This window comes from Dapis brunnea BLCC-M229 (genome assembly GCF_050015995.1).
Lineage (GTDB): Bacteria > Cyanobacteriota > Cyanobacteriia > Cyanobacteriales > Microcoleaceae > Trichodesmium.
Map to the genome: position 1 here is coordinate 41,524 of NZ_JBNHEP010000127.1, position 24,221 is coordinate 65,744.

Here is a 24,221-nt window from a genome sequence, read left to right on the forward strand (position 1 = left end):
GGAAGGGGGTTGGGGGGTTAGGTTTTTTAATCCACATTTTCAAGCTTGACGCGCCAGTAGGTTGGGTTGAGGTAACGAAACCCAACATCAACTATGGTCGAATCAAAGTTTCATTTAGGTACTATTAAAGTTTGTTGTTCCCGTTCAGCAGCATAGCTAAGACAAGCCAAAATATCCTGTTTTGTTAAATAGGGAAAATCTTCTAATAATTCTTCATAAGTCATCCCCGCAGCTAAATAAGAAAGTACGTCATAAACAGTTATTCTCATACCTCGAATACAAGGTTTCCCACTGCGTTTTCCTGGTTCAATAGTAATAATATTTTGTTCTAACATGACATATTTATTTTACAGATTAGGATAATTTTATTTTACACAAATTCAAGCATTTTCTAACTATTTTAATTTCTCTTTTTCTTAAGGGGAATTCTTTCAAAGCGATCGCTCGTGCTGAACAACGTTTGATATTAGAAGCAGCTCGACTGAATAATCAGTAGAAAGGAGTAATACCATGTCCGGATAATTAGTGATGAAAACACTTTTTTCCCGATCTCAATTCTCCTACCTCCTACCTCCTACCTCCTGTCTCCTGTCTCCTGTCTCCTCCCTAATTATTTATAACTGTTCAACCGGACATGATATAATATCTTTACGTCGAATGTGTCTGAGATGAGAGCATTGACTTAATCAAAGAATAAGCGATCGCCTTATTTTGCATTCTTTCGCAATGTCTCTGAAGGCAACTCCCCAAACATGGTTTTGTAATCTTTAGTAAAATGACATGGACTATAAAACCCAAATTCACTAGCGAGGATGGCGATGGTACAATTTTCTGGTTCCCTTGCCTTCAGGTGTTGTCGCACTGCATTGAGTCGTCGTACCTTCAGATAGCGCATCGGACTCACGCCAAATAAGTCTTTAAAACCAAAAGATAATGCAGCACTGCTAGACCCTAAATTTTGAGCGAGTTGTTTTAAGGTCAGAGGTTTTTCCAAGTTTGCTAGTATTTCTGTTTCAGCTTGGGCAATCAACTTTGCTCTTCGGGAAGGTTTGAAGAAACACTTGGAATTCAACTTGATAGGAATCTGACTAATCAACAAAGGAATGAAATCATCAGCAACCAGTTTCTCAATGTGAGGGTTTTGAAACCAACTCGGTTGGTGTACTGCTAACCAAAATAGTTGTTTCAGATAATCTTTAATTTCTGTCATCCCAGTGGGTAACAAATTTACATGATTTTTACTCAGGAAACTATCATCGAGATCGTGGCGTTGTAGTTTGTCTGCATAAGCATGAAAAGTTTGAACAGGTATAAAAATTTGTGTCAACGTTCCACCGTGAGAACTGATGAAGTCTGTTTCCTTATTATTGAAACCAAAAATAGTCCTTTGAGGATCAATAGGGTGACGGAAAGAGTAATATTCCTTTTCACTCTCAGACCAAATTATCGCAAAACCTATATTGCCCTTTATAGGAGGATCGCCCGAGAATTGAAGCCCTTGGTTGGCCTGATTATATACGAAATATAAGTTACCAACCTGAATTGACAAAACCTCAGCTTGAAGAAAACCGGGACTAATTTGTACTATTTCTCTCCCTCGATCAGCAAAAAACTCTTTGAAACCATCCACATCTGTAAAGGATTTGCAGATAATCTTCTGATTGCCTGTCCCAGGAGTATCTTTGGCTTGGGCTACTTTACTATTTTTTGTATTCATCGACAATGATAATAATTTAAACTAATAGGTTTTAAAAATAAATTATTTAATTTCTATAGTTTAGAAAGTTATAATTTTTGATTATTCACAGAGATAGCTTACCACTAAACTAAACTTTAAAGTCAGAAAGTGAGCATGACCCAGTGACTCAATTATGGCCTTGTAAAGCCAGGAAAACTGACTTTGTTGAAGAGCTAAACAACAAAGTATCCAAATATTTAGTTTTGTTTATTAGGTTTTACCGATGATTTTGAATCGAATTTGGAGAATGATAGTGGTAGTGGCGATCGCTACCTCTCTTCTCCTTGGAAATGTCATATTACCCACAAGCCCTGTTCTTGCTGAATTAACGGGAGATACCTCTGAACCTAGTTTTGATTGGGAAGAAGAATATGCCTATAGCCTGGGTGTACAGGCATTTATCTACGCGTATCCTTGGGCTTATATGTCAGATGGTTACTGGACTCGCATGACAGAAGCAGGCGGGACAGTTAACCAGTTTTATCACTACCGCGACCTCAAGGACGAAACCCATACTCAGGGTGGCGGCCCCAACAACGACACCATATATTCTCAGGCAGTCATATACCTTGGAGATGAGCCACTCATCCTCTCAGTACCTGCGATGGATCGCTACTACACAATGGAGTTAGTTGATTACAGGGGAGACAATTTTGCCTATGTGGGTGAGCGGGCAACTGGACAAGAAGCAGGTAACTATGCCTTGATTGGTCCCAATTGGGAAGGTGAACTGCCTCCAGATGTGCAGAGGATTGAAGGCTCTTCGAGTACACCTTGGGGATATATCCAGGGACGAACACTTGTGACTGAAGAGGAGCGGCAATCGGGCGATTTAACTGCTGTACACGAGATTCAGGACCAGTATAAATTAACACCGCTGTCCCAGTGGCTCGATCCCACTGTTACGCCTTCAGTCCCTGACCTTTGGGAACCTTATCTCTATGAATCCTCTGACGATCCACTGGCGTATTGGAAGAATATTAACCATGCCATGGGCGAGAACCCACCTGACCCTTACGATAACAGCTTACTCGCCTTGTTTGCCGAGATTGGCATTGGGCCAGATTTAGATGTTGAGCTGCAAAACGACAGTATCAAGCGTGGCCTTGAACGTGCCAGCACTGATGGGCTTCAGATGATCAAAGATGCCTTCGCTACAGGGTACGCTCAGAAACAGGTCAATGGGTGGAATTATCCGCCTCCAGAGACGGGTAGACCTTCAGCAAGCCATGACTGGTTGGTTCGTGCAATTCAAGCCGAGGCTGGTTTTGTTGCCAACGATCCGATCGAGGCAATTTATATTAATGTATCGTTGGATGCGGATGGCAACCCCCTGTCGGGGGCGAACCGCTATGAGCTTAAGTTTGAGCATGGTCAGCAACCTGAAGTCAATGCGTTTTGGTCTATCACCATGTACAACCCCCAATACAACCTAGTTGGTAACCCAATCGATCGATTCTCAGTGGGAGACCGAAGCGGGATGACGATCGCTGAAGATGGCAGTCTCACTATTTCCATCCAGCATGATGTTCCAAGTGAGTGTCCCAGTCCGGACGAGTGTCCCAACTGGTTGCCTGCGCCCGAAGGCAATTTCCTTATGTTCATGCGCCTGTACTTACCAGGCTACCCAGCGTTGTCGCAGTGGTGGGTACCACCCGCTTTAACTAATCTTGGCCCCGCTGAAGCTCCTGCTGATGCCTTGTCTGCCCAAGCTGTTGAAGATGTATCTCAAGAAGATTTTTGGGACACAATAATTAAGCAGGTTGAGAAACGTTATTCAACTAAGTAGATGAAGTAAATCTACTAAGTTTTACGTTTTCCAAAGGTAAATCAGGACTTACGCAAAGACACTTATAGTGTATAGCAAATATAGGGACCGCTGAAAAAAATTACAGCGATCGCCTAAATAACAAAATTCGAGAAGATGGCAAAGACAGGCTAATGTAGTTTGTTTAAAAATTATCTAATTTGCCAAAATACTCCCGCTTATCATAAACAGGACTTACGCAAAGACACTATATGTAGGTTGTCGTTCAGTTATGCTACCGCTTTTCATGTCGCGCTCGCTATAAGTTTCATGTCGGCTCTTAGCCGAAAACACACCCTACTAATAGCGTTCATGCGTAAGTCCTGATTAAGTTGAGTTAACAATATGAATTTTAACTATACTATTAGGCTTACTGTCACAAAAAGACATTAGGTAATTCTCGCCCTCGCGAGTTTGCATTCTCAATTGAGTTTTGAGTTTCGCCTGGAGGTATAGAGTGTAGGTTGGGTAGAGGAACCCCGAAACCAAACAAAGCCCTACTGGTGTTGAGTTTCGCTATTGCTCTACCCAACCTACGGTTTTAACTCAGATCAAATAAATGAAGTTTCTCTGCTCAAAGCTATTCTCCACCACGATTCAATAATTCTGCAACTCAAATGATCAATAATTCTCAAAATTATATTCAAAAATTCCTAATTTTTCTCAGTGTTTTTATTCTTACCGTTACTATTTTTAGTCCGAGAGCGTTTGCTGCATCCTCTTCAACTTGTCCTTCAAATATGGTTTTCATTCCCGGAGGAGATTTCAAAATGGGGTCGGAGCAACCAGAATTTATCGAAGAACTACCTGTTGAAAATGTGACTGTCAGTTCATTTTGCATTGACTCCCACGAAATTACCAACGCCGAATTTACCAAATTTGTTGAAGATACAGGTTACGTTACCGTAGCCGAACGTCCCCTATCAAAAGAACAGTTTCCTGATTTACCCGATGAACAGCGATCGCCTGGTTCTCTTGTTTTTCAACCTCCCGCAGAAGGCATTCAACAAGTCGCTTATCTGAGTTGGTGGCATTGGGTGACGGGGGCAAACTGGCAACATCCCTACGGCCCCGATAGCAATATTAGGAGGAAAGAAAAACATCCCGTTGTTCATATTGCATACGAAGACGCCTTAGCCTACGCCAAGTGGGCAGGAAAACAACTACCCACCGAAGCCCAATGGGAATATGCTGCCAGAGGCGGTTTAAAAGCATCTACCTACACCTGGGGTAAAGAATATTCTGCCAAAAAAGCCAATACCTGGCAAGGAATTTTTCCCTTTCTAAATACCAAAGCAGATGGCTATTTAGGAACTGCTCCTGTTGCTTCGTTCTCGGCAAATGGTTACGGTTTGTATGACATGACGGGTAACGTTTGGGAATGGACTGCCGACTGGTATCGGGTTGAACGAAACGACATGGCTCATAGCGTTAACCCAGAAGGTCCCAGACAAGCCGAAAGTTTTGACCCCAAAAAACCTGTCGAGGGTGCGTTACACGTGATTAAGGGTGGTTCTCACCTCTGTGCGCCCAACTATTGCAGTCGATACCGTCCGGCTGCACGGGAGTCTCAGTCACCCGATACTGGAACTACTCACATTGGTTTTCGCCTCGTCCAAAATTTGGGCTAAGTAAATAATTAATAATTAATAATGAATAATTAATAATTACAGCGGTTTTCATTTCAGTAAACCACAGTAGGGGCGTTTCATGTCGGCTCTTAGCTGAAAACACAACCTACTCACTGCCTGGCATCTTAACAATGGCTTGGCAATATCAAGACCTACGGATTGAGTGTAAGTCCAGGAAGTGAGCGATCGCTCCCTTTAATAAGAATTTAAAAATTGATGCTATTCAAATCCTTAAAAAATAATCAAACAATTTATAAGTAAAATTAATAAAAATCAAAAAAATAATTTAAAATTTCTATAACTTAGAAAGTTATAATTTTCGATTATCCACCGAGATAGCTTACCACTAAAATAAGTTTAAAGTCTTTGATTTACACCATATGAGTGGCCAAATTGTGGCATATAGACCTCGATCTGAATGCAAGTATTAATTTAAGAAATGCGGTTGCCTTGACCGTGAATGCCTGTAGACGGAGTGCTGCCGACAGTTCCGGTAGAAGCAGGAAGTAAACATTAAAATGTCACATTATGCGGTGCGACCCCGCGTCGCCGACAGGCGCAAGCGGTCAGATCCCGCGTCGGCGTAAGACGCAAGGGAATGCTGACCAAGAGAGGGAATGCGCACCAAGAGAGGGAATGCTGACCAAGAGAGGGAATGCTGACCAAGAGAGGGAATGCTGACCAAGAGAGGGAACGCGCACCAAGAGAGATGTTTTATATTGGTTTTATAGAGCAGCTAAATCAAGCTGATAATTTCAGGAATAATGAAGCAAAAATAAACTTAATGTCACACACACAAACAACAGCAAGAGCAAATTGGATGGGATTGATACTCTTATCAACTGCCATTTTGATTTTATCTTCAGCTTCAATTTTGATTCGACTCAGCGAAAACGAACTTGGCCCTTTTGCAACTATCTTTAATCGTCTTTGGATTGCGATTATTGCTTTAGTAGTCTGGAAAACCTTTATGAAAGCACGCTCCCAAATCATTGAGGGTGTTTCCATTCAACCCGAAACTTACACCAAGAAAGATATAGTTCTGAGTGTAATCTCTGGTCTGATTAGTGTACCTTGTGTATTGTTATGGGCTTGGTCTTTAAAAGAATCTAGCGTTACCAACTCTAACTTACTCCATAATTTAATGCCATTATTTGTCGCTTTGACTGGATGGTTGTTTTTAGGGAAAAAATTTGATTATTACTTTTTGAGCGGTTTAGTTTTGGGATTGGGAGGAACGATTTCAATTAGCATAGAAGATTTTCAGATTTCTTCAGCTCACCTGATAGGTGACATAGCCGCTTTACTTTCTGCTTGGTTTTATGCAGGGACTTATATGCTTGTTGAAAAACTACGAGAAAAATTTTCGACAACTACAGTGCTTCTCTGGGCTTGCAGTATAGAACTATTAGTTGTTTTTCCGTCAACTTTGCTGACTGAAAATCAACTTTTTCCTTCTTCAGCGAACGGATGGTTAGTCGTTATTGCCCTGGGTGTTCTCTGTCAAGTTATTGGTCAAGGAATTATGGCTTATAGCTTAAAGCAGTTTTCATCAGGATTTGTTTCTCTTTTTATATTGCTAGAACCCATTTTTACGGGCTTTTTAGCATGGATTATTTTTGCCGAGGAATTAACGGTTATGAATGGGATAGCTTTCTTTGTTGTCTTAACTGGAATTTACTTAGCTCAGTTAAGTCAAAGTGTAAACAAGCAAATCTTGATTCAGGATGAAGTTATTTAAAAATTGTCGAAACCCTGCTGTCGTGTCAAGCTTGAAAATGTGGGTTAAAAAACCTAACCCCCCAACCCCCTTCCCTGCAAGGGAAGGGGGGGCAATCCCCTCTCCTCGCAGGAGAGGGGTTAGGGGAGAGGTCTCCAAGGTGGCTCGCTCCTAACCCACAATTTTAGTCTTGACACGGCACTACAGTCCATCCCAAGGCTACCTATTACTGTTAGTCAAATAAAACATCTGTACAATATAAATTTTTTAACTCATGGTATACACGCAAAAGTCTCCAACTGCTGTTAGCTCAATCCAAGAATTTAAACTTGCTTATTTCGGACGTGTTCTCTCTCATAGTTGTTTAGGAGAAGTCTACAGACTATGCTGTCACTCACAGGGAATTGACCTGAAACTTCGACAGTTTGAAGTGGAGCCGAAAGAATTAAAAGCAAAGATGTTAGACCTAAAATCTCAGTCAGGAACCCACATTTGCATCACCGTGCCTTATAAAGTTCAAGCTTTTGAATTGTGTGATTTTTTAACAGAGCGTGCCCGTCAAGCGGGTTCGGTTAATATTATTCGCAATGAACAGGGAGTATTTTACGGTGATAATTCTGATGGAGAAGGTTTTATCAGAGATGTTAAGAGCAATCATAGACTATCTTTTCGCAATAAGAAATTATTAGTCTTAGGTGCTGGTGGCGTGTTGCGGGGTATGTTGATGGAGCTGATTGACCAGTGTCCTAAAAGTATCTTAATTTGTAATCGGAGTCAAGAACGTCTTGAAAGGATTAAACAGGATTTTCCTTTTGATCTGATTAGCACTTGCACTTATAAAAATATTCCTCAAGAGCCTTTCGATTTTATCATCAATGCCACGTCAGCCAGTATTAAGGGACATCACTTACCTTTAAATCCAGCTATCATTGGCCCAGATACTCATTGTCTGGAGTGTGCTTACAAAATTGCCGAACACACGATATTTCAGAAATGGGCATTCGCTTCTGGGGCTAAATCATCAATTAATGGTTTGGGAATGCTAGTCGAACAAGCTGTAGTTGCCCTAGATTTCTTTTCTAATCTTTCTATCAATTCTAGTCCAATCTTGAAGCATTATGAGCGTTAATAGTTTTATTAATTCCTGGCATGAACTCGCCGATAAATTCGATGTTTTTTTTATTGATTTATGGGGTGTGCTAATAGATGGTGAGCGATGCTTTCCCTATGCCATAGAGTGGCTGACATTTCTCAAGAGTCAGGGAAAAACCGTTGTCTCGATCGGCAATACACCGAGAATGGGAGAATTCATGTCTGACCAACTTTCATGCCTGGGTATTAGCCAAACACTTTATCAAGCCATTGTTACTTCTGGAGACACAACTCGATATCTGCTTTCTGCTGAGACAGGTACTAATCAAACAATTGTTGGTTCCCGTTATTATTACATGGGTGAGGCTCAACATGAGCAGTTATTGCAGGGTTTACCGGTTTACCCTACTCGCGAGTTAACCAACCTGAAGAGGCAGAATTTATACTGCTAACGGCAACAGATTCTGCTTTTGAGTCTGCTCAAGATTTTCAAGTCTTTCTAGATAGAAAAGTGACGATGCTATGTGTAAATCCTGATTTACATACTCTTTCACTGCTTGGAAAAAAGCAATTCTGTGCGGGTTCGGTTGCCCAAATGTATCAACAACTGGAAAGAATTCAAACGTCAACAATACCAATCTCTCACTTGTCAAATTAGAATTATAGGTTAGCTGGAAAAATGAAGAGGCTTAACATGAACGAATTTATTAAGAATATCTATGAAGGGGACTCGGTTGTAGGGCGTAGTGGGAAAACTCATAAACTACACTCCACTATCGATCGCGAAGAAGGTGAGTTTTTACTTTCTATCATTAATAGTGATTCCACGATCCGCAACACTTTAGAAGTCGGCTGTGCATACGGACTTTCCTCGCTATATATTTGCTCGGGTACAAGCGAACGGTCGGGCGCTTCACACACGATTATAGATCCTTTCCAAAATACCCAATGGGATGGTGTTGGAATAAAGCAATTGGAGGCTGCAGGAATTGATTTCTACACCCTAATCGAAAAGAAATCAGAATTTGCGCTTCCAAAACTCTTAGAAACCAATGAAGGTCAATTTGATTTCATTTTTATAGACGGATGGCACACTTTCGATCATACACTGCTAGATTGCTTCTATACAACTCGACTGCTAAGAGTAGGGGGTATCCTTGCCATTGATGATGTACACTTTCCATCAGTGAAGCGTGTTGTTGATTTCTTAAAGAATTACCCGTGTTACGAAGAAGTGGGAGTGGTTGGGAAAAAGCTTACAAAATCATCGAAGGAAGTCGATACAAGCTCTATATTGTCTTCAATTAAGCAAGAAATATGGGCAAACATCCTATCGAAGAAATTGTATCGGGAAATATTTGAAGATCAAGAGAATAGAATGGTCGCACTTAGAAAAATCCAAGAGGATAAGCGAAACTGGGACTGGCATGATGACGCGTTTTAAAGACAAAGTAGATAACTAGACAGTGCGAAGTTCTTTGAATAACTATTGCTAGCTAAGGCTTTCAGCAACTCAAGCTTAGAAACTATCCATTCATACTTGTAGGTGCTGCAAGCCTTTTCCAGTAAAACTTTCAGCCATATAAGCAAATCGTTTTTTAGAAGAACTTTGTACTCTCCAGTAGATAACAAGGCAACGGCAATAGATCGTAGCTTCATTATTACTTTAGCTATCCTGACTTTGAGATTTATTCAGCAAATCTAATTTACCTGAGTCTAATACCATTTCTCAAAAAGAATGCTATATCTGATTGGGTGGGGAAGTGTGGGAAGTGTGGGAGGTGTGGGGAGAATAAAAGTAGGAAAAATTTATACTAACCGACTAATAATTGTCAAAAACAGACTTTTAATCTTGGTAACTATTAACTTTTGAAGTATGGCGGAAGTATAGCATTACTTTTGGTAATTGGTATAACAACTAATCTTTCAGACTACAGTCCCTCTGAAAAAGGGAGATTTAGAAGTTTCTCTGCTCAAATACTTGTATTGATTGAGTGTAAGTCCAGCAAGTGAGCGATCGCTTCTAGTTATGAAGCGATCGCCTAGCCCAAAACAAGCAAATTTGTCACTTCCCACACCTACCACACCTGCCACACCTGCCACACCTCCCACACTCCCTACTCCCCACTCCCCATTGCCTCCCCTTCCCCACGGGGATCTGCCGCTGCTTCCAACATCCCACTCTCATCCACCACAACTACATTTGCATTACCCCAACCATCTCGCATTTCTACATTATGTCCGCGCTGTTTCAACTCATTCACAGTTGCTTCACTAACCCCCCCTGTTTCCAACCTCAACTTATCTGGCAACCATTGATGATGAAAACGGGGAGCAGATACAGCTTCCGCAGCATTCATTTGATACTCCAATACATTCAAGACAACCTGCAAAACCGTCGTAATAATTGTACTTCCTCCAGGAGAACCAGTCGCCATAATTAACCTACCATTTTCTGTCACAATAGTAGGAGTCATACTAGACAAAGGAGTTTTTCTAGCAGCTATAGCATTTGCCTCACCCCCCACCAAACCATACAAATTTGGCACCCCAGGAGCAGCAGCAAAATCATCCATCTCATTATTTAACAATATTCCTGTACCAGCAGCTACCACTCCAGCACCAAAACTACCATTAATTGTATATGTCATACTAATAACATTCCGCTCTTTATCCACCACAGTCAAATGAGTAGTATCGGGAGACTCCCAAATATAACTCCTCAAAACTTCTGGTGATGCTGGTTCTACTTCACTCGAACGTCTGACTTGTTCAAGATTAATTTCCTCACGCCGTTTTTGCGCATAACTCAAGCTAGTCAACTCCTTGACTGGCACCTCCACAAAATCTGGGTCTCCCAAATATTTAGAGCGATCGGCATAAGCAACCCGCATTGCTTCAGTCAGTAAATGAATAGTATCAGGATTTTCTCTACCCCACTTTTGCAGGTTGGTCTCTCCCACAATATTTAACATTTGCAGTAGATGTACCCCTCCAGAAGATGGCGGCGGCATAGCACAAACTTTCGCTTCCCGAAAATTACCACAAATAGGTTGACGCCATATTGGTGTATAATCTTTCAAATCTTCTAAAGTAATTAGACCTCCCGCTTTAGCCATATCACTAGCGATCGCCTGAGCAATTTTACCCGTATAAAAACTTTGAGGATTTTCAGCAATACTTTCTAAAGTTTGAGCTTTATCCGTTTGAATCAGCAAATCTCCCGATCGATATGCTTGACCATTCTTAGTAAATATATCCCTAGCTGCCGGATTTTTATTAATTACCTCTAACTGTTCTTCCAGTTTACTAACGAAGATATCCCTAACCTCAAACCCATCACGAGCATAACGAATAGCTGGTTTTACCAATTCTGACCATGGTAACTTGCCATAATATTTGTGAACAGTATATAATCCTGCCACAGTTCCCGGCACCCCGACTGCTAAATGTCCATCTAAACTTGCTCTTTTATCTACTTCTCCCTTTTCGTTGAGGTACATATTTCGAGTTGCTGCTTTAGGTGCTCTTTCCCGAAAATCTAATGCTTGAATTTTATACTGTTGAGTCTCAGAATTTTCTGGAGGAGTTCCCAATAATAAAAAACCTCCCCCTCCAATACCTGCCGAAAATGGTTCTACTACTGAAATGGCAAAGGCAGTAGCAACCGCTGCGTCTACTGCATTGCCCCCTTTTTCTAGCATTAACTTTCCTGCTTCACTAGCTAGGGGATGAGCAGAAACTACCATACCTTCTTTGCTCCGTTTTAATTCTGCTAGAGGTAGAGATTTTCGAGAGTTGGGGGTACAGCCAAATAGTGATATGGAAAAAGCTACACAACTAAATATTAGTATTTGGGTTTTAGTCTTAGGGAATCGAATCTGAGGCATTTAGCAACTACTAGGATTAACTTTAATTTGTTCTTTACTCCCCTAAATTTATAATGATTTGTGGTTTAAACTTTTTTTGTAGAATTTTTATTTGAGAAAACTTAAAACAAAAATTGAAAAATTTATCAAAAATATTTATCGCCCTTCTCAAGCTCAAGTCAATAAATTATCCAAATTAAATAACTAGACTTGGAAACTTTAGCTGCCTAATTTCCATAATTTCTACTCCCCGCTCCCTACTCCCTAAATTCAGGGTGTATATTTTTTTATTTGGAAGTCCCTTATGTTACCTTTCAACCAAAATTTAAGGTAATGCTATACATAGAAAAAACTACAACCCTGTAGATATCTTACATATCATATCCCTAATCAGTGTCTTAATTAACTGAAAACTACTGTAATGGACAAATAATATCAAATCCGTTAGTATCAGTACAATTCACGCCTCCTAGGGTTTTGGTGACCAAACCCCTACGAAACTAGGAGTTTTTGCCAATAATGATGGTATAATATCCCAACTCCAAAGTAAGAAAATTTGATATAACAGGTCAATCAAATAATTTAATGTGTCAAACTCTACAAATTTGACTTAAAATTTTATTAAGGATTTTTTTTAAATCTGTCTACCTCGGGGCACTTGGTGGACTTAAAACAAAAATGTCTGTGGAGATGGTTTAGCAAGGATTAATACTGAGTATTAATCTAGGCAAAAATCAGTAGAAGCAGAAAACCTGAATCGTGAGGTTTAGGAATTCCGGTCTATCGCGAATGCTTGGGGTCGGAAAAATGTCAATTAATGACTATTGCAATTTTATTAAAAGTTGAAACAGGAGTCAGGGAATAAAAGACATTAGACAGCTAGGAGCAGTATAATCCTAGGTTTGGCTAAGTGTTTGGCAACTTAAAACTTCAGGAAAAATTCTGAGTACTGAGTTCTTGACTCCTAAATTCTTTTATAGTTTTCAATTATGGAATGGCAAGAAAATTCTGGTAATTGGGTATTAATACCTTCTCAGCCCAAAGCAGTCATACATTTTTTGGGTGGAGCATTTGTCGCAACTGCACCCCATGTCACTTATCGCTGGTTATTGGAGATTCTAGCCAATCAAGGCTATGCAGTAATAGCTACTCCTTTTGTCAATACTTTAGATCATTTAGCAATGGCTAAAAATGTTCTCAGCAGTTTTGAGAATTGTCTTAATCATTTATATGCTAGTAGAATACTCAGGAAAAAATCTTTACCTATATATGGAATTGGGCATAGTATGGGATGTAAGTTACATTTACTTATAGGTAGTTTATTTTCCATAAAAAGGGCTGGCAATATTCTCATATCTTTCAATAATTTTGCAGCTCGTGATGCCATCCCCCTGGTCGAACAAATATCTTCTGTAGTGAAAGTAGAGTTTACTCCCTCCCCAAAAATCACAAACAGCTTAATTCAAAAACGTTATCGAATTCGGCGCAATTTATTGATTAAATTTAATGATGATAATATAGATCAAACTCTTCGTTTGAGCGATATATTACGACTACGTTTTCCCAGTATGGTCACAGTTCATAGATTAAAAGGAAACCACTTGACACCTTTGGGTCAAGACTTAAGTTGGTCTGTAGGACAAGTATATACCCCTGTAGATGCCATTGGTCAATGGCTGAAACAAGAAGTTTATCGGGACTTAAATCAACTTAAACGTGAAATCCTACTTTGGCTGAATCCCCTAGCACCAATATCATAGCTTCATCCTGATAAATTCCAGATTTAGGAGTCATCATCATAAGAATCATTATCTTCTGGCGAATCTGGCCAATATTGTTTGACAATTAACAAACAGTTACGATTATCAGATGTACGGGTATAACTAATATCGTCTGCTATGGCATACATTAATTTTATACCCCTTCCACCACCAGCAAAGATATCTGTTTGAGTGGGTTGCTGTTTTAGCCATTCAAGTAAGTCAAAAGGCTGACCATAATCCCAAATTTTAATTTTCAGATAATTAGTATATATTGTAACTTCAATGTCTATAAGTGTTTCTCTAGGCAAATATTTATGGGCATGACGAGTTGCATTAGTAAAACCTTCGGCTAAAGCTAGCTCACACTGTAACCAAACTTTTTTTGGAATTGGTGCTTGGTGCAACTGCTCAAACCATGATAAAACTTTATCGTTTTCTCCCAGGTCTGAACAAACTTGTAAATCTGCTTGATGAAACTTTGGTAATTTATCAGAATCTTTGACTTTAGTCACACTTCGCTTCTTAAGTAATTACATAATATTTCACATAATATGATTGTAGAGTATCTGTAGATTACAAGTATAAAAATTTCAAGAGCCAAACCTTGAGATGTAATATTATAGCTTCACACTGAGAAAATTCAAATTATATCAGAATCAGAATTTCCATTTTGAACTTGAGGATATAACCAATAATTTTTGATAATTAACAAACAGTTACGATTATCAGATGTACGAGTATAACTAATATGGTCTGCTATTGCATACATTAGTTTTATACCCCGTCCACCAGGAGCAAACATATCTGCATCTGGTTGTACTTTTAACCATTCTGTCAACTCAAAAGGCTGACCACAATCCCAAATTCTAATTTCCAGGTAGTCAGTATACATTGTAACTTCAATATCTATAGGTGTTTCTCTGGGCAAATATTTATGAGCATGGCGAGTTGCATTAGTAAAACCTTCAGCCAAAGCCAACTCACACTGTAACCAAACTGTTTTTGGAATTGGTGCTTGATGCAATTGCTCAAACCATGACAAAACTTTGTCATTTTCTCCCAGGTCTGAATGAACTTGCAAATAAACTTTGCGAAACTTTGGTAATTTATCGGAACCTTTCACGTTAGTCACACTTTGCTTATTAAGTAATTGGATAATATTTCAGGTATATTTTAAGTTATATTATGGAGTATCCGTATAAAATCCATGTAAATAATTAAAATTACCTAAAAGCTTGGTTTCTATAGAACAGGTAATAATAGGTATCTAAATGCAGACTATGATGGGGCAATATCATCAGCAAAGTAAGCAGCAAAGCTAGGTTAATACTCAAGCCGACTGCGTATGGGCATTTTGACTTGTCCCCAGATAATATTCCTTTGGTCAGTTCATAAGAGCTGTCCTAAGGTTTATTTATCCCTTTGTGTAGTAGGAGTTTGGTCCCCAAAACCCTACAATAATTAATCCCCGTGACTTTAGTCTGGGGAGTAGTCAAAAACTCCTAATGGTCTACTCACTTTTATGTCGGCTTTGGCCCAAACGGTGAATTGTTTAACTAAGTCCATGATATATAAAGTTTTGGTTATTGATGATGATACTGCCATTCAGGAATTGCTCAAAAGAGTTCTGCGGAATCAGGGTTATGAGGTAACAGTATCAAGTAATGGTGAAGAAGGTTTTCAAAAGGCAAAACTCCTGCAACCTGCTTTGATTATCTGTGACTGGATCATGCCACGACTCACTGGAATAGAAGTATGTCGTAGGGTTAAAGCTAGTTCTGATTTGTCCACAACTTTCTTCATTTTACTAACTTCTTTAGGAACGGTTGAAGATCGAGTCCAAGGTCTTGATGCTGGTGCTGATGACTTTATTTCTAAACCCATAGAAATGAATGAACTGGAGGCTAGGGTCAGAGCTGGACTGCGACTACATCAGCTTTCTCAAGATTTGCAGACTCAAAAGCAACTACTAGAAGCAGAATTAGCTGAAGCTGCTGACTATGTGCGTTCTCTCCTACCAGAGTCTTTAACAAAACCAGTAACAGTTGAATCCCAGTTTATTCCTTCTCGCAAGTTAGGGGGAGACTGCTTTGATTATTATTGGTTAGATGAAAATTACTTAGCTGTATATTTATTGGATGTCGCAGGTCATGGTTTACGAGCTGCACTTCCTTCTGTTTCGGTTTTGAATTTGTTGAGGTCAAAGGCCATACCTAACATCAATTACCATCAACCTAGTGATGTACTTAAGGCCCTCAATAATACTTACCAAATGACGTATCAAAATGACAAATATTTTACAATTTGGTATGGCGTGTATAATCGCTCTCAAGGTCAACTGGTTTATTCAAGTGCTGGTCATCCCCCAGCTATTTTAATTTCGGGTGATGGTCAGCTCGCTCAGGCCAATAAATTGAAAACTCCTGGAATGCCCATTGGTATGTTTCCAGAGGCTACTTATACAGATGATTTTTGTGTGGTTGAAAAGTCTAACTCTCTTTATATATTTAGTGATGGTGTTTATGAAATACCTCAACCTGGAGGTGATATTTGGGGTATAGATAACTTTATTAATCTAATTTTAGAATACAATCAACATGGTTTTTGTCATCTAGATAAGATATTGGACTATGTGAGAGAGTTGAATGGTAGTAATGTCTTTAGTGATGATTTTTCTTTACTAAAAGTTGTTTTTGGTTAGGCTGTTTATGTCTCCTCAAGTTATTGCAGGATTGAGATTAAATAAAATATACAATTAAAAAAGCAACGTTTAAATAGATTAAGCATCACTCTGTCGAAATTCTATAAGTAATCAAACTATCATTCCTAAGTTTAATGCTTGTTTCCAGAATTATTGTTGATCGGGATATATCTGGTAGCTGATTCAGACTAAATCAACTACTACTAAGTCTTGATTTTTGGTTCTATTCTACAAAAAAAATCATTTTCAGAACAATTTTAGTTAAATAATATGATAGTTATTTCCCTATGATTCTCATTTCTATTCTATTTTAAGAGCTATGGGTAATTTTTATTTTCCTCTAGCTAATATCATTTCTCTTTAAATACTTACAAATAAAGATTTTAGAAAACAGGGAATAAGGAACAAAGGCAAATTTAGGATATTTTCTCTCTCAATAGAAATACATTTTTTTATGGCTAATTAATGAAACTTGAGAGCATGGTAATTTGGAGTTAGTATCTTCATCCTAACTAATTCCGAAATTTGATTTATACTATATCCGAAGTTAAATGCTAAACACTTTAATCTGATTAGGCTAGGTTTAACTCTTGACTAGAATTGCCTCAAAATGATTACTTAACTTAGATGGCTTTAATCTTCATGGCACTTACAAATCAAACATAGAAATTATTCAAGCTAAAGTATCTTAGAATTCAGATAAGTAGAAGCTTCGTTAGAACGTTTTGATTTGATTTTTTTTCCAGACATCAATTTAGATATAGATAGTTAATCTCATCTCAAATCAAAAATTTCTTCCTACTCAATTTTTTTTTAGATGTACGCTTTTTCATGGATGCACCCCTTTTTACCCATAAATATTTCACATTTTGTTTTAATTATTAAGGGATTTATAGAGGAAGATTGAATCTACTAACTACATACTTTCTAAAATCTAAGATACTTATTTACAACTTTTATGATTGGCTTTGAGGCTGAAGATTGGTATTAGATTCAATAAGATTTTTTTCAAACTCTTCTCGGCTAGGAAATATTTCAAAAACTCTGTCCATACTTGTTAGTTCAAACAGAATTCTAATTTGCTCATTAATAGAACATACAACTAACTGAGAGCCAGCAGCACGAACAGTTTTAAGTGCTAAAACTAAAGCACCTAAACCAGAGCTGTCCATAAAAGTTACTTCTTTAAAATCTATCAATACAATATCAGCTCCAGCATCAACTTGTTCACTAATTTCTTGGCGAAATGAAGTAGCTTTAGTACCGTCTAAAATACCAGAGGGTTGAATATATTTAACAACAGTGGTCATATTTTCTAGCAGCTATAATTCTCAGCATTAGGAAACCTAGGCTAGTATAGCTTATTACTGAGATTAAGTCCAAGTATATCCAAATCAATTCTTAAGTTTAAAGAACAGATAAGTCAAAAGCAACTATTACATTAAGCTTCTCTGCTCTTTGATTTAAATTTTGGGACTAACTTTGGCACGGAATAGCAGTTTATCCCCTTGCTTATAGCCAGTATAACGAACTTTTACCATTTCTCCTTTCTGTACAGACCCCTCCATCAATTGATGCAACTGGGGGTCAAAAGGAACTTCTGCTCCAACATTAGCGATAGATTCGACATTCCACCGTTCCATCAGTTTTTCTACTGGACGTAACAAAGGCAATATTTTTACTGCCCCTAGACTAGGGTTTTGTTTTGCTTTCTCTACAACAGTAGGCCATTGCTGTAGCCAAGATTCTAAAATTTGTAAACTAGAATGCTGAAACTCTTGCATTAACAATTTTTTTTGTTGCTCTAATTCTTTCTGGAGATTGTTATATTTTTGTTCTACTGCTGAGGTGGAATTTTCTGGAGATTTTTTGATAAGTTCAGGTGCAAAATTAGTTAATAGTTCTGTTAAAGTTATTCCTAATGCTTGACTAATTTTGAGTAAAACATCTAGTCGCATTTTTGATGCTAGGCCACGTTGCAAGCGCATAAGCTGTAGTTCAGAAATTCTAGCTTTTTGACTTAATTGTCTATAGCTGGAAATATTTGCGTTTTGCATTAGGTTTTGTAACTGGGGGGTATAGTTTCTTGTAAAAGAGTGATTCATTTCGCCAGATACTAAAGGAAAAGAGCAAACTTTTTTTTTCTAGTATAGAATATATCATAATTGCTAACTATTGGTAGTATAAAGTTATTAAAAAATTCCATTTTGAATTTACTCAATATAATTTGAGATTTTTTTTCGATTTATATTTGCCTCATGTTAGTTTGACTTTTCCCGGCTTAATTTCCTGACATGGTATTTGTTTTAAGTAATTAGTTCAATAATTAATAATTATGGTTTAAAGCCTCTCATGAGCAAGGAGAAAAAGCGGTCGGAAAGCGGAGCAGTCCGTTAGGATGAGATGGCGAAGTCTCCCGCTCTTTCAGAGCCGCTGCGCTTTTCATGTCGGCTCTTAGCCGAAACGCCATATCCAATCGACCAAGAGAAAAGAAATAATATTTCCGATAATTCAATTCCGTAACGGTTTTAACCAGAGGTAATTATCAATTATCAATTATCCATTATCCATTAATGAACTCTTCTTATAAAGAAGAGGATTGGCTAAAAGGATTTTTTTATTCTCACAGTTTTTTCCATTCCCCTACTCCCCTACTCCCTATACCATTAGTATCTACCACTACCAAAAATATTAGTAAAAGCAAATAGTTTACCAGACTCTATCTATAGCAATCCTATTTTATTCCTGTCAAAAATCTTACTGCTTTTTAGGGAACAGAAAACACTTAACTCTTAACTGGTAATAGTTTCAGTTTTTTTATTTACTTTTTGATTACCCGCAACCTATGCGCGGATTGCTATATTTGTCCTTAATTTTTATTGCGGACTGCTAATCTAGCATAGGGAAGACCCAATATAGAAATAGTTTTTCGGTTACTTTAACCCCATTAATTTACTACTTTATATTCAAAATTTGGTAGTGGTATACAAGTAGTGATATATTAAAAAAAGTCAAGTAGTCAAGGAAATACTATTTCTTTGAAACTAAGAATTTAAGATAATTTCTGTTCCCAGTTAAGTGTTAAGTGTTCCCTACCTCTACCCTAAATCACTACATCTACAGGACTACCCAAAATTTTTATTGATTTTGATAGTATGAATACTCCTAAATAGCACTGCTTATTAACTTTTAATAACTCTTGCTCATCTTGAGACATTTTGATTTCCATTTCATTCACAAAGCCCTATTATATCTGTTTTTTGAATTCATTATCCGAATAATTTTGCTGATGTTTTCAAATGCTTTAGTAATACTATTAAATAGGTAGATAAAATTAAACACAAAATCACTCAAAAAAGTAAATTAATCCAAATAATTGTGATATTAACTACCCATGGTAACTCTATCTGTAAATTAACATTCTATTGTCTACCCTACGTTATATTCAAAATTAACTTTATTTATCGCCAGGTAGTTACATAATCTTTTTCATTAATAATTCGATCGAAAATAGCTGCTGGATAATCCCACTATAATCGCAATATAAGACTGTTGAAAGGAAAATATCTAGGAAAATGAAAAACTATAATGATTAAAATATTAGGTTTTTCAATATAGTCATTTTTATGTACAATAATCATAAAATAAATACTACAGAGGTGAAGAAAATTGCCCAATAAAATATCTAAACAGTATTTCCCTTACAAATTAATACCAAATACAATCTTTATAACAGGCTTGCTACTAGGATTAAATATAATCCCAGTCAACGCTTTAGAAGAATATAATAGATTACTTAAAATAGGAATTATACAAAGATTTGGTACTAAACCAACAGATAAAATTATTATTAAAGCTACTCCTGGAGATAAATTAACTTTACGCTTTAAAACTCCAGGAGGAGAAGAAACTCTTACTACTGAAAAAGTAGAAGTAAAAATTAAAATGAAACCCCTAGAAAAACCTCTCTTAAAAGAGCGGTTAATTCTCAGTAGTCACCGCAGTTATGAAAATGCAGAAGAAGATGCCCAGTTCTGGAAAAATAAAGGAATAGAAGTAGAAGTAACTCAACCAGGAAGATGGAAAGTTTGGGCAAAAAGAGAAGTCTATAAAACTCCTTTATTACGACGCTGGCTATTAGAAAGTATACAAGCTCATAGTAATACAAATGTCTATCTCGAGCTGGAAGCTTTAAAACAACAACCCACAGCTTACTGGAATATGAATGGTTATACTTATCATCGCCATGAACTACATATTACTGCCGGGAAAAATGAAATTATCATCAATAATCAATTTAATCAAGACACAGCAATACCAGAAGAACGACGTTATGCTGGCTCATTAAAACTCAAACCTAATGCTTATGGTACTTATACATTGGTGAACAATGTACCAATAGAAACTTATATTCGGGGAGTAGTACCCCATGAATTAGGAGCTTGGCCACCAAAAGCATCCCTAGAAGCTCAGGCAATTTTAGCTAGAACTTATGCACTCAAAAATTTACGTCGGTTTGCAGCAGATAATTATGAGTTGTGTGCTGATACTCACTGCCAAGTTTATAAAGGATTAGATGTCTACCCAGAAACAGATGCAGCAGTAGCAGTAACTAGGGGAAAAGTTATGACTTATGAAGATGAGTTGATAGATGCAGTTTATTTTGCTGTTAGTGGGGGTGTTACGGCAGATTTTAATGATTTGTGGAATGGTGATGAACGTCCTTATTTACAACCTGTTGTTGATGCAGCTAATAATATTTGGGATTTATCTACAAATAGTTTAGCTTCTGAAGAAAACTTCCGTAAGTTTATGAGTCTTAAAAAAGGATTTAATGAAGAGGGTTGGATAGAATTTCGTTGGCGGGAAGTTGTTAGTTTACCAGGTATAGTTAGCTATTTAAAGAGTTATTTTCGACAGAAAAAAAGCCCTTTTGCTCAATTTGAAACAGTAAAAAAGGTAAAGGTAACGGAACGATCGCCTAGTGGTCGTGTATTGAAAATGAATGTCGAAACAGACCTAGGTACTATACAACTGAATAAGGATGAAGTGCAAAATGCTTTTTGGGTGCCTTGGAGTACGCTATTTTATCTAGACCCTATATACAAACCAGATCAAAGTTTATGGGGTTATGCTTTTGTTGGCGGTGGGTTTGGACATGGAGTTGGTTTTAGTCAGAAAGGTTCAATTAAGTTAGCTGAGTTAGGTTGGAGTAGCGATCGTATTCTCAGTTTTTATTTTCCGGGAACCGAACTCCAACCTCTCAGCGAGTTAGTTACCTTTGGACAATAATAGTTATAGCGATCAAGGCGAAATAGGTTGGTTGTTTATAGTTAATTCCAATCAACTATAAACAATCAAAAAATTCTAAATTATCCTACATTCTAAGATAATTGATAACTAATTTTGGCGTTGGTGATTTTGGCTATGATTATGTATTAATTTTACATTAATGCTAATTGCCTAACTATTAACATTGAGCATTTTATATTTGGCAAAATTTAGGTTTCATAGCTTGATTCACCAACGCCCTAATTTTATATATTATCTTCTTGGTGAGTCATAATAGTGCAGTCTTTTTTCGGATAAGCTACACAAGTTAGTACGCATCCTGCTGCAATTTGATCGTCATCTAAGAATGACTGATCGCCTTGATCTAAACAATCATCTGCATTACCTTCTACCTTTCCTGCACAACTTGAGCAAGCACCAGCGCGACAGGAGTAGGGTAGGTCTAAACCTGCTTGTTCAGCAGCATCAAGAATATATGTATCATCCTCACAATCAATAGTTTGATTAATTCCTTCTGCTTCATTAATCAGAGTAACTTTATATGTAGCCATGTAATTTTCCTCTCAAAATTGGTAGACAAATCTTGTTGACACTCCACTGGATAAATCCGGGTGGATTCTTCACAGGAGCTGTCAAACGGGCGCTATTGCCACGTTTTCCACATTGCTCGAAACGGCCACATTGCCAGTACCATACAATAGCACGCTACAGAAGCAGTCCACTAGTGGGACTTACACAAAATAGAAGTAGAAAATAGGCTAAAATATAGACAGGCAAAGGTTTTTACATCAAAAAGGCATAAATCCTTAATTACCAATAGTTCTAGGTATTTTTAGGGCATTGACGTAATTCCCTGATCTAGAGTGACTTTCAGCTATTTCTTGGCCTAAAAATGTTTAAGTCCCACTAGGCGATGCCAATCGCCACTACTCTCTCCAGTATGGCGACTATTGAGGCTACTTTTAGGTATTAGTTATTGATTCACTCGCTCTGAGTTACAACGTGCTGGCGAAGGGCTGGAAACAGAGTACGAACACTGAGACATCTTTTCGATTAACTACCATTTAACATGGATTGTCCCAACGTTTTCAAGCTTTCACCATGATTCAGGGGTCATCGTGTCTATTTCCATTATAGCACATTTGACTACAGGTTAAAACTCCTCTCCTCGTTTCCATCCAACGCTTAAAATACCGTGGGTTTCCCACTTACCGAATTTTTCTGATGATTCTTGATTAACTTGAAGTTGTCAACTAAAGTCTTTAGTAAAGTTCTTCTTCTTTGTGAGTTGTGATAGTACAATCAGAGGTAGGATAAGCTACACAAGTTAGCACATATCCTGCTGTCATCTGGTCGTCATCTAAGAAAGATTGGTCAGACTGATCTACTGTGCCTGATTCAACTTTACCAGCACAGGTAGAACAAGCTCCAGCACGACAGGAGAAAGGTAAATCTAGTCCTTGTTCTTCTCCTTCATCAAGAATATACTTATCATCAGCACATTCAATTGTTGACTCTCCATCTGGAGTTTTCAGGGTGACTTTGTAAGTTGCCATATTATGCTCCTTTATTTAATACTTTCGTCTTTATCTGCACCAGCTAATAAGTAACATACTCCCACACTAATCTTGCGGTGTAGTGTTGATTCTTGCTTCTGAGTCCCCCTGTTGCGTTGGACAGACGCCTGCTTTAAGTACGGGATGCCTCACCCCTCTGTGTTTTATATTTCTATCTAGCTGGGTTTTGATCGCGACACATCACAATGTCCCAGTACAGACAGGTAAAGAATTATCAGAGATAATTCTTTAGGGACTGTTTTCCCAAAATAGCTAAACTCTAGAAAATAGTAATAGTTTAACTCTTTATTTACTGGAACAAGTAGTAACAGCGTGGGCAAATTAACTAGTAATTCTCACACACAACGCTTAGTAGATGTGAGAATTACTTTCTTACTGGTTTCCACTGTTTGAATGTCTCGGAATTTGCCTAGTTTTTCCTATCCTTCCGTCAAGGTATTTTGCGCTTTCCAACGCTGCCCATTTCATTTCCCATCAGGTTTCATGTTAGCGACAGCAAAAAACTTGGGATGTTAAGACTGGCAAATTCTTGTTTAGACTCTTGTGGATATCAACCAGGTTTTACAATTTTCTACAGCAGTTAATAACTACAGCCCATCTTCCTGATGAGTTAAAATTTTACAATCAGATGTTGGCTTGGCTATACAAGTTAGTACCCATCCTTCGTCAATTTGCTCGTCCTCTAAGAAAGTTTGATCACTTTGATCTACTGTGCCTGACTCAACTTTACCAGCACAAGTAGAACAAGCACCTGCACGGCAGGAAAAAGGTAAATCGATTCCTTGCTCTTCAGCAACGTCAAGGATGATGTCATCTTCAGGACAATCAATTACTTTTTCACCATCTGGTGTAACTAGAGTAACTTTGTAAGTAGCCATTTAATTTTTCTCTCCAGAGTTAAATATTATAAGTTAAACTTATACAATTAACCAAGGCTGATTAGCCAGTTAATTTGTACTTGTTTTTTTTCTATCTCTGATATTAAGGGAAAAAAGCAAACTTGTAAAACCTATTAGACCCAAAATTACTAT

Annotated in this window: 22 protein-coding genes; 10 read left to right on the forward strand and 12 right to left on the reverse strand. The window is 37.9% G+C overall.

Annotated features, from left to right (window positions below; translation table 11 throughout):
* Nucleotides 1–110 precede the first annotated feature (110 nt).
* Nucleotides 111–335 carry a DUF433 domain-containing protein gene (locus ACP6PM_RS15100; RefSeq protein WP_426585946.1) on the reverse strand — a complete coding sequence of 75 codons (225 nt, stop codon included), beginning with the start codon at nt 333–335 and terminating at the stop codon, nt 111–113.
* Between the two features lie 371 nt (nt 336–706).
* Nucleotides 707–1,717: a helix-turn-helix domain-containing protein gene (locus ACP6PM_RS15105; protein WP_426585948.1), complete on the reverse strand. Its 1,011-nt coding sequence runs from the start codon at nt 1,715–1,717 to the stop codon at nt 707–709.
* A 244-nt stretch (nt 1,718–1,961) separates the two neighbouring features.
* Here ACP6PM_RS15105 and ACP6PM_RS15110 point away from each other — a divergent pair, with 244 nt between their 5' ends.
* The 7 genes from ACP6PM_RS15110 to ACP6PM_RS15140 all read left to right on the forward strand — a co-directional run bounded on the left by ACP6PM_RS15110 (nt 1,962) and on the right by ACP6PM_RS15140 (nt 9,861).
* Entirely contained in the window at nt 1,962–3,527 is a 1,566-nt protein-coding gene (locus ACP6PM_RS15110) for a DUF1254 domain-containing protein (RefSeq protein WP_426585951.1), read from the forward strand.
* Between the two features lie 635 nt (nt 3,528–4,162).
* A complete protein-coding gene (locus ACP6PM_RS15115) occupies nt 4,163–5,176 on the forward strand; it encodes a formylglycine-generating enzyme family protein (RefSeq protein WP_426585953.1) in 1,014 nt (337 codons plus the stop codon).
* 655 nt (nt 5,177–5,831) lie between these two features.
* Entirely contained in the window at nt 5,832–6,917 is a 1,086-nt protein-coding gene (locus ACP6PM_RS15120; protein WP_426585955.1) for a DMT family transporter, read from the forward strand.
* Between the two features lie 253 nt (nt 6,918–7,170).
* Nucleotides 7,171–8,025 (forward strand): shikimate dehydrogenase family protein, encoded by an 855-nt coding sequence (locus tag ACP6PM_RS15125; protein WP_426585957.1) that lies wholly within the window; start codon nt 7,171–7,173, stop codon nt 8,023–8,025.
* Nucleotides 8,015–8,440 (forward strand): HAD family hydrolase, encoded by a 426-nt coding sequence (locus ACP6PM_RS15130; RefSeq protein WP_426585959.1) that lies wholly within the window; start codon nt 8,015–8,017, stop codon nt 8,438–8,440. Before ACP6PM_RS15125 ends, ACP6PM_RS15130 begins: the two co-directional genes overlap by 11 nt.
* Nucleotides 8,441–8,682: 242 nt before the next feature.
* Nucleotides 8,683–9,432 (forward strand): class I SAM-dependent methyltransferase, encoded by a 750-nt coding sequence (locus ACP6PM_RS15135; RefSeq protein WP_426585961.1) that lies wholly within the window; start codon nt 8,683–8,685, stop codon nt 9,430–9,432.
* A gap of 294 nt (nt 9,433–9,726) precedes the next feature.
* Nucleotides 9,727–9,861: a hypothetical protein gene (locus tag ACP6PM_RS15140; RefSeq protein ID WP_426585963.1), complete on the forward strand. Its 135-nt coding sequence runs from the start codon at nt 9,727–9,729 to the stop codon at nt 9,859–9,861.
* A gap of 53 nt (nt 9,862–9,914) precedes the next feature.
* Here the strand turns inward: ACP6PM_RS15140 and ACP6PM_RS15145 are convergent, their stop codons facing one another.
* Both ACP6PM_RS15145 and ggt read right to left on the reverse strand, forming a co-directional pair.
* Nucleotides 9,915–10,100: a hypothetical protein gene (locus ACP6PM_RS15145; RefSeq protein WP_426585965.1), complete on the reverse strand. Its 186-nt coding sequence runs from the start codon at nt 10,098–10,100 to the stop codon at nt 9,915–9,917.
* A gap of 5 nt (nt 10,101–10,105) precedes the next feature.
* A complete protein-coding gene (ggt, locus tag ACP6PM_RS15150) occupies nt 10,106–11,878 on the reverse strand; it encodes a gamma-glutamyltransferase (protein ID WP_426585967.1) in 1,773 nt (590 codons plus the stop codon).
* A 968-nt stretch (nt 11,879–12,846) separates the two neighbouring features.
* Between ggt and ACP6PM_RS15155 the strand changes: the two genes are divergently transcribed.
* Nucleotides 12,847–13,617, forward strand: coding sequence for a DUF1350 family protein (locus tag ACP6PM_RS15155; RefSeq protein ID WP_426585969.1), 771 nt, complete (start codon nt 12,847–12,849; stop codon nt 13,615–13,617).
* Nucleotides 13,618–13,640: 23 nt separating this feature from the next.
* On the opposite strand, the gene ACP6PM_RS15160 is transcribed toward ACP6PM_RS15155, so the two are convergent.
* A complete protein-coding gene (locus ACP6PM_RS15160) occupies nt 13,641–14,132 on the reverse strand; it encodes an ATP-binding protein (RefSeq protein WP_426585971.1) in 492 nt (163 codons plus the stop codon).
* A 128-nt stretch (nt 14,133–14,260) separates the two neighbouring features.
* A complete protein-coding gene (locus ACP6PM_RS15165) occupies nt 14,261–14,752 on the reverse strand; it encodes an ATP-binding protein (RefSeq protein ID WP_426585973.1) in 492 nt (163 codons plus the stop codon).
* A gap of 435 nt (nt 14,753–15,187) precedes the next feature.
* Here ACP6PM_RS15165 and ACP6PM_RS15170 point away from each other — a divergent pair, with 435 nt between their 5' ends.
* A complete protein-coding gene (locus tag ACP6PM_RS15170; protein ID WP_426586019.1) occupies nt 15,188–16,321 on the forward strand; it encodes a PP2C family protein-serine/threonine phosphatase in 1,134 nt (377 codons plus the stop codon).
* Nucleotides 16,322–17,277: 956 nt separating this feature from the next.
* Here the strand turns inward: ACP6PM_RS15170 and ACP6PM_RS15175 are convergent.
* From ACP6PM_RS15175 to ACP6PM_RS15185, 3 genes are all read right to left on the reverse strand, one after another.
* The gene (locus ACP6PM_RS15175) at nt 17,278–17,631 is read right to left on the reverse strand and encodes an STAS domain-containing protein (RefSeq protein WP_426585975.1); all 354 of its coding nucleotides are present in this window, start codon (nt 17,629–17,631) and stop codon (nt 17,278–17,280) included.
* Nucleotides 17,632–17,784: 153 nt separating this feature from the next.
* The gene (gene grpE, locus ACP6PM_RS15180; RefSeq protein ID WP_426585977.1) at nt 17,785–18,378 is read right to left on the reverse strand and encodes a nucleotide exchange factor GrpE; all 594 of its coding nucleotides are present in this window, start codon (nt 18,376–18,378) and stop codon (nt 17,785–17,787) included.
* 1,046 nt (nt 18,379–19,424) lie between these two features.
* Nucleotides 19,425–19,550, reverse strand: coding sequence for a hypothetical protein (locus ACP6PM_RS15185; RefSeq protein WP_426585978.1), 126 nt, complete (start codon nt 19,548–19,550; stop codon nt 19,425–19,427).
* Between the two features lie 509 nt (nt 19,551–20,059).
* Here ACP6PM_RS15185 and ACP6PM_RS15190 point away from each other — a divergent pair.
* On the forward strand, nt 20,060–21,613 hold the full coding sequence (locus ACP6PM_RS15190) for a SpoIID/LytB domain-containing protein (protein ID WP_426585980.1): 1,554 nt from the start codon (nt 20,060–20,062) through the stop codon (nt 21,611–21,613).
* 245 nt (nt 21,614–21,858) lie between these two features.
* On the opposite strand, the gene ACP6PM_RS15195 is transcribed toward ACP6PM_RS15190, so the two are convergent.
* The 3 genes from ACP6PM_RS15195 to ACP6PM_RS15205 all read right to left on the reverse strand — a co-directional run bounded on the left by ACP6PM_RS15195 (nt 21,859) and on the right by ACP6PM_RS15205 (nt 24,068).
* The gene (locus tag ACP6PM_RS15195; protein WP_426585982.1) at nt 21,859–22,164 is read right to left on the reverse strand and encodes a 2Fe-2S iron-sulfur cluster-binding protein; all 306 of its coding nucleotides are present in this window, start codon (nt 22,162–22,164) and stop codon (nt 21,859–21,861) included.
* Between the two features lie 711 nt (nt 22,165–22,875).
* A complete protein-coding gene (locus tag ACP6PM_RS15200; protein WP_426585984.1) occupies nt 22,876–23,169 on the reverse strand; it encodes a ferredoxin in 294 nt (97 codons plus the stop codon).
* A 608-nt stretch (nt 23,170–23,777) separates the two neighbouring features.
* Complete coding sequence (locus tag ACP6PM_RS15205) at nt 23,778–24,068, reverse strand: 2Fe-2S iron-sulfur cluster-binding protein (protein WP_426585986.1); 291 nt, start codon at nt 24,066–24,068, stop codon at nt 23,778–23,780.
* Between the last annotated feature and the right edge of the window lie 153 nt (nt 24,069–24,221).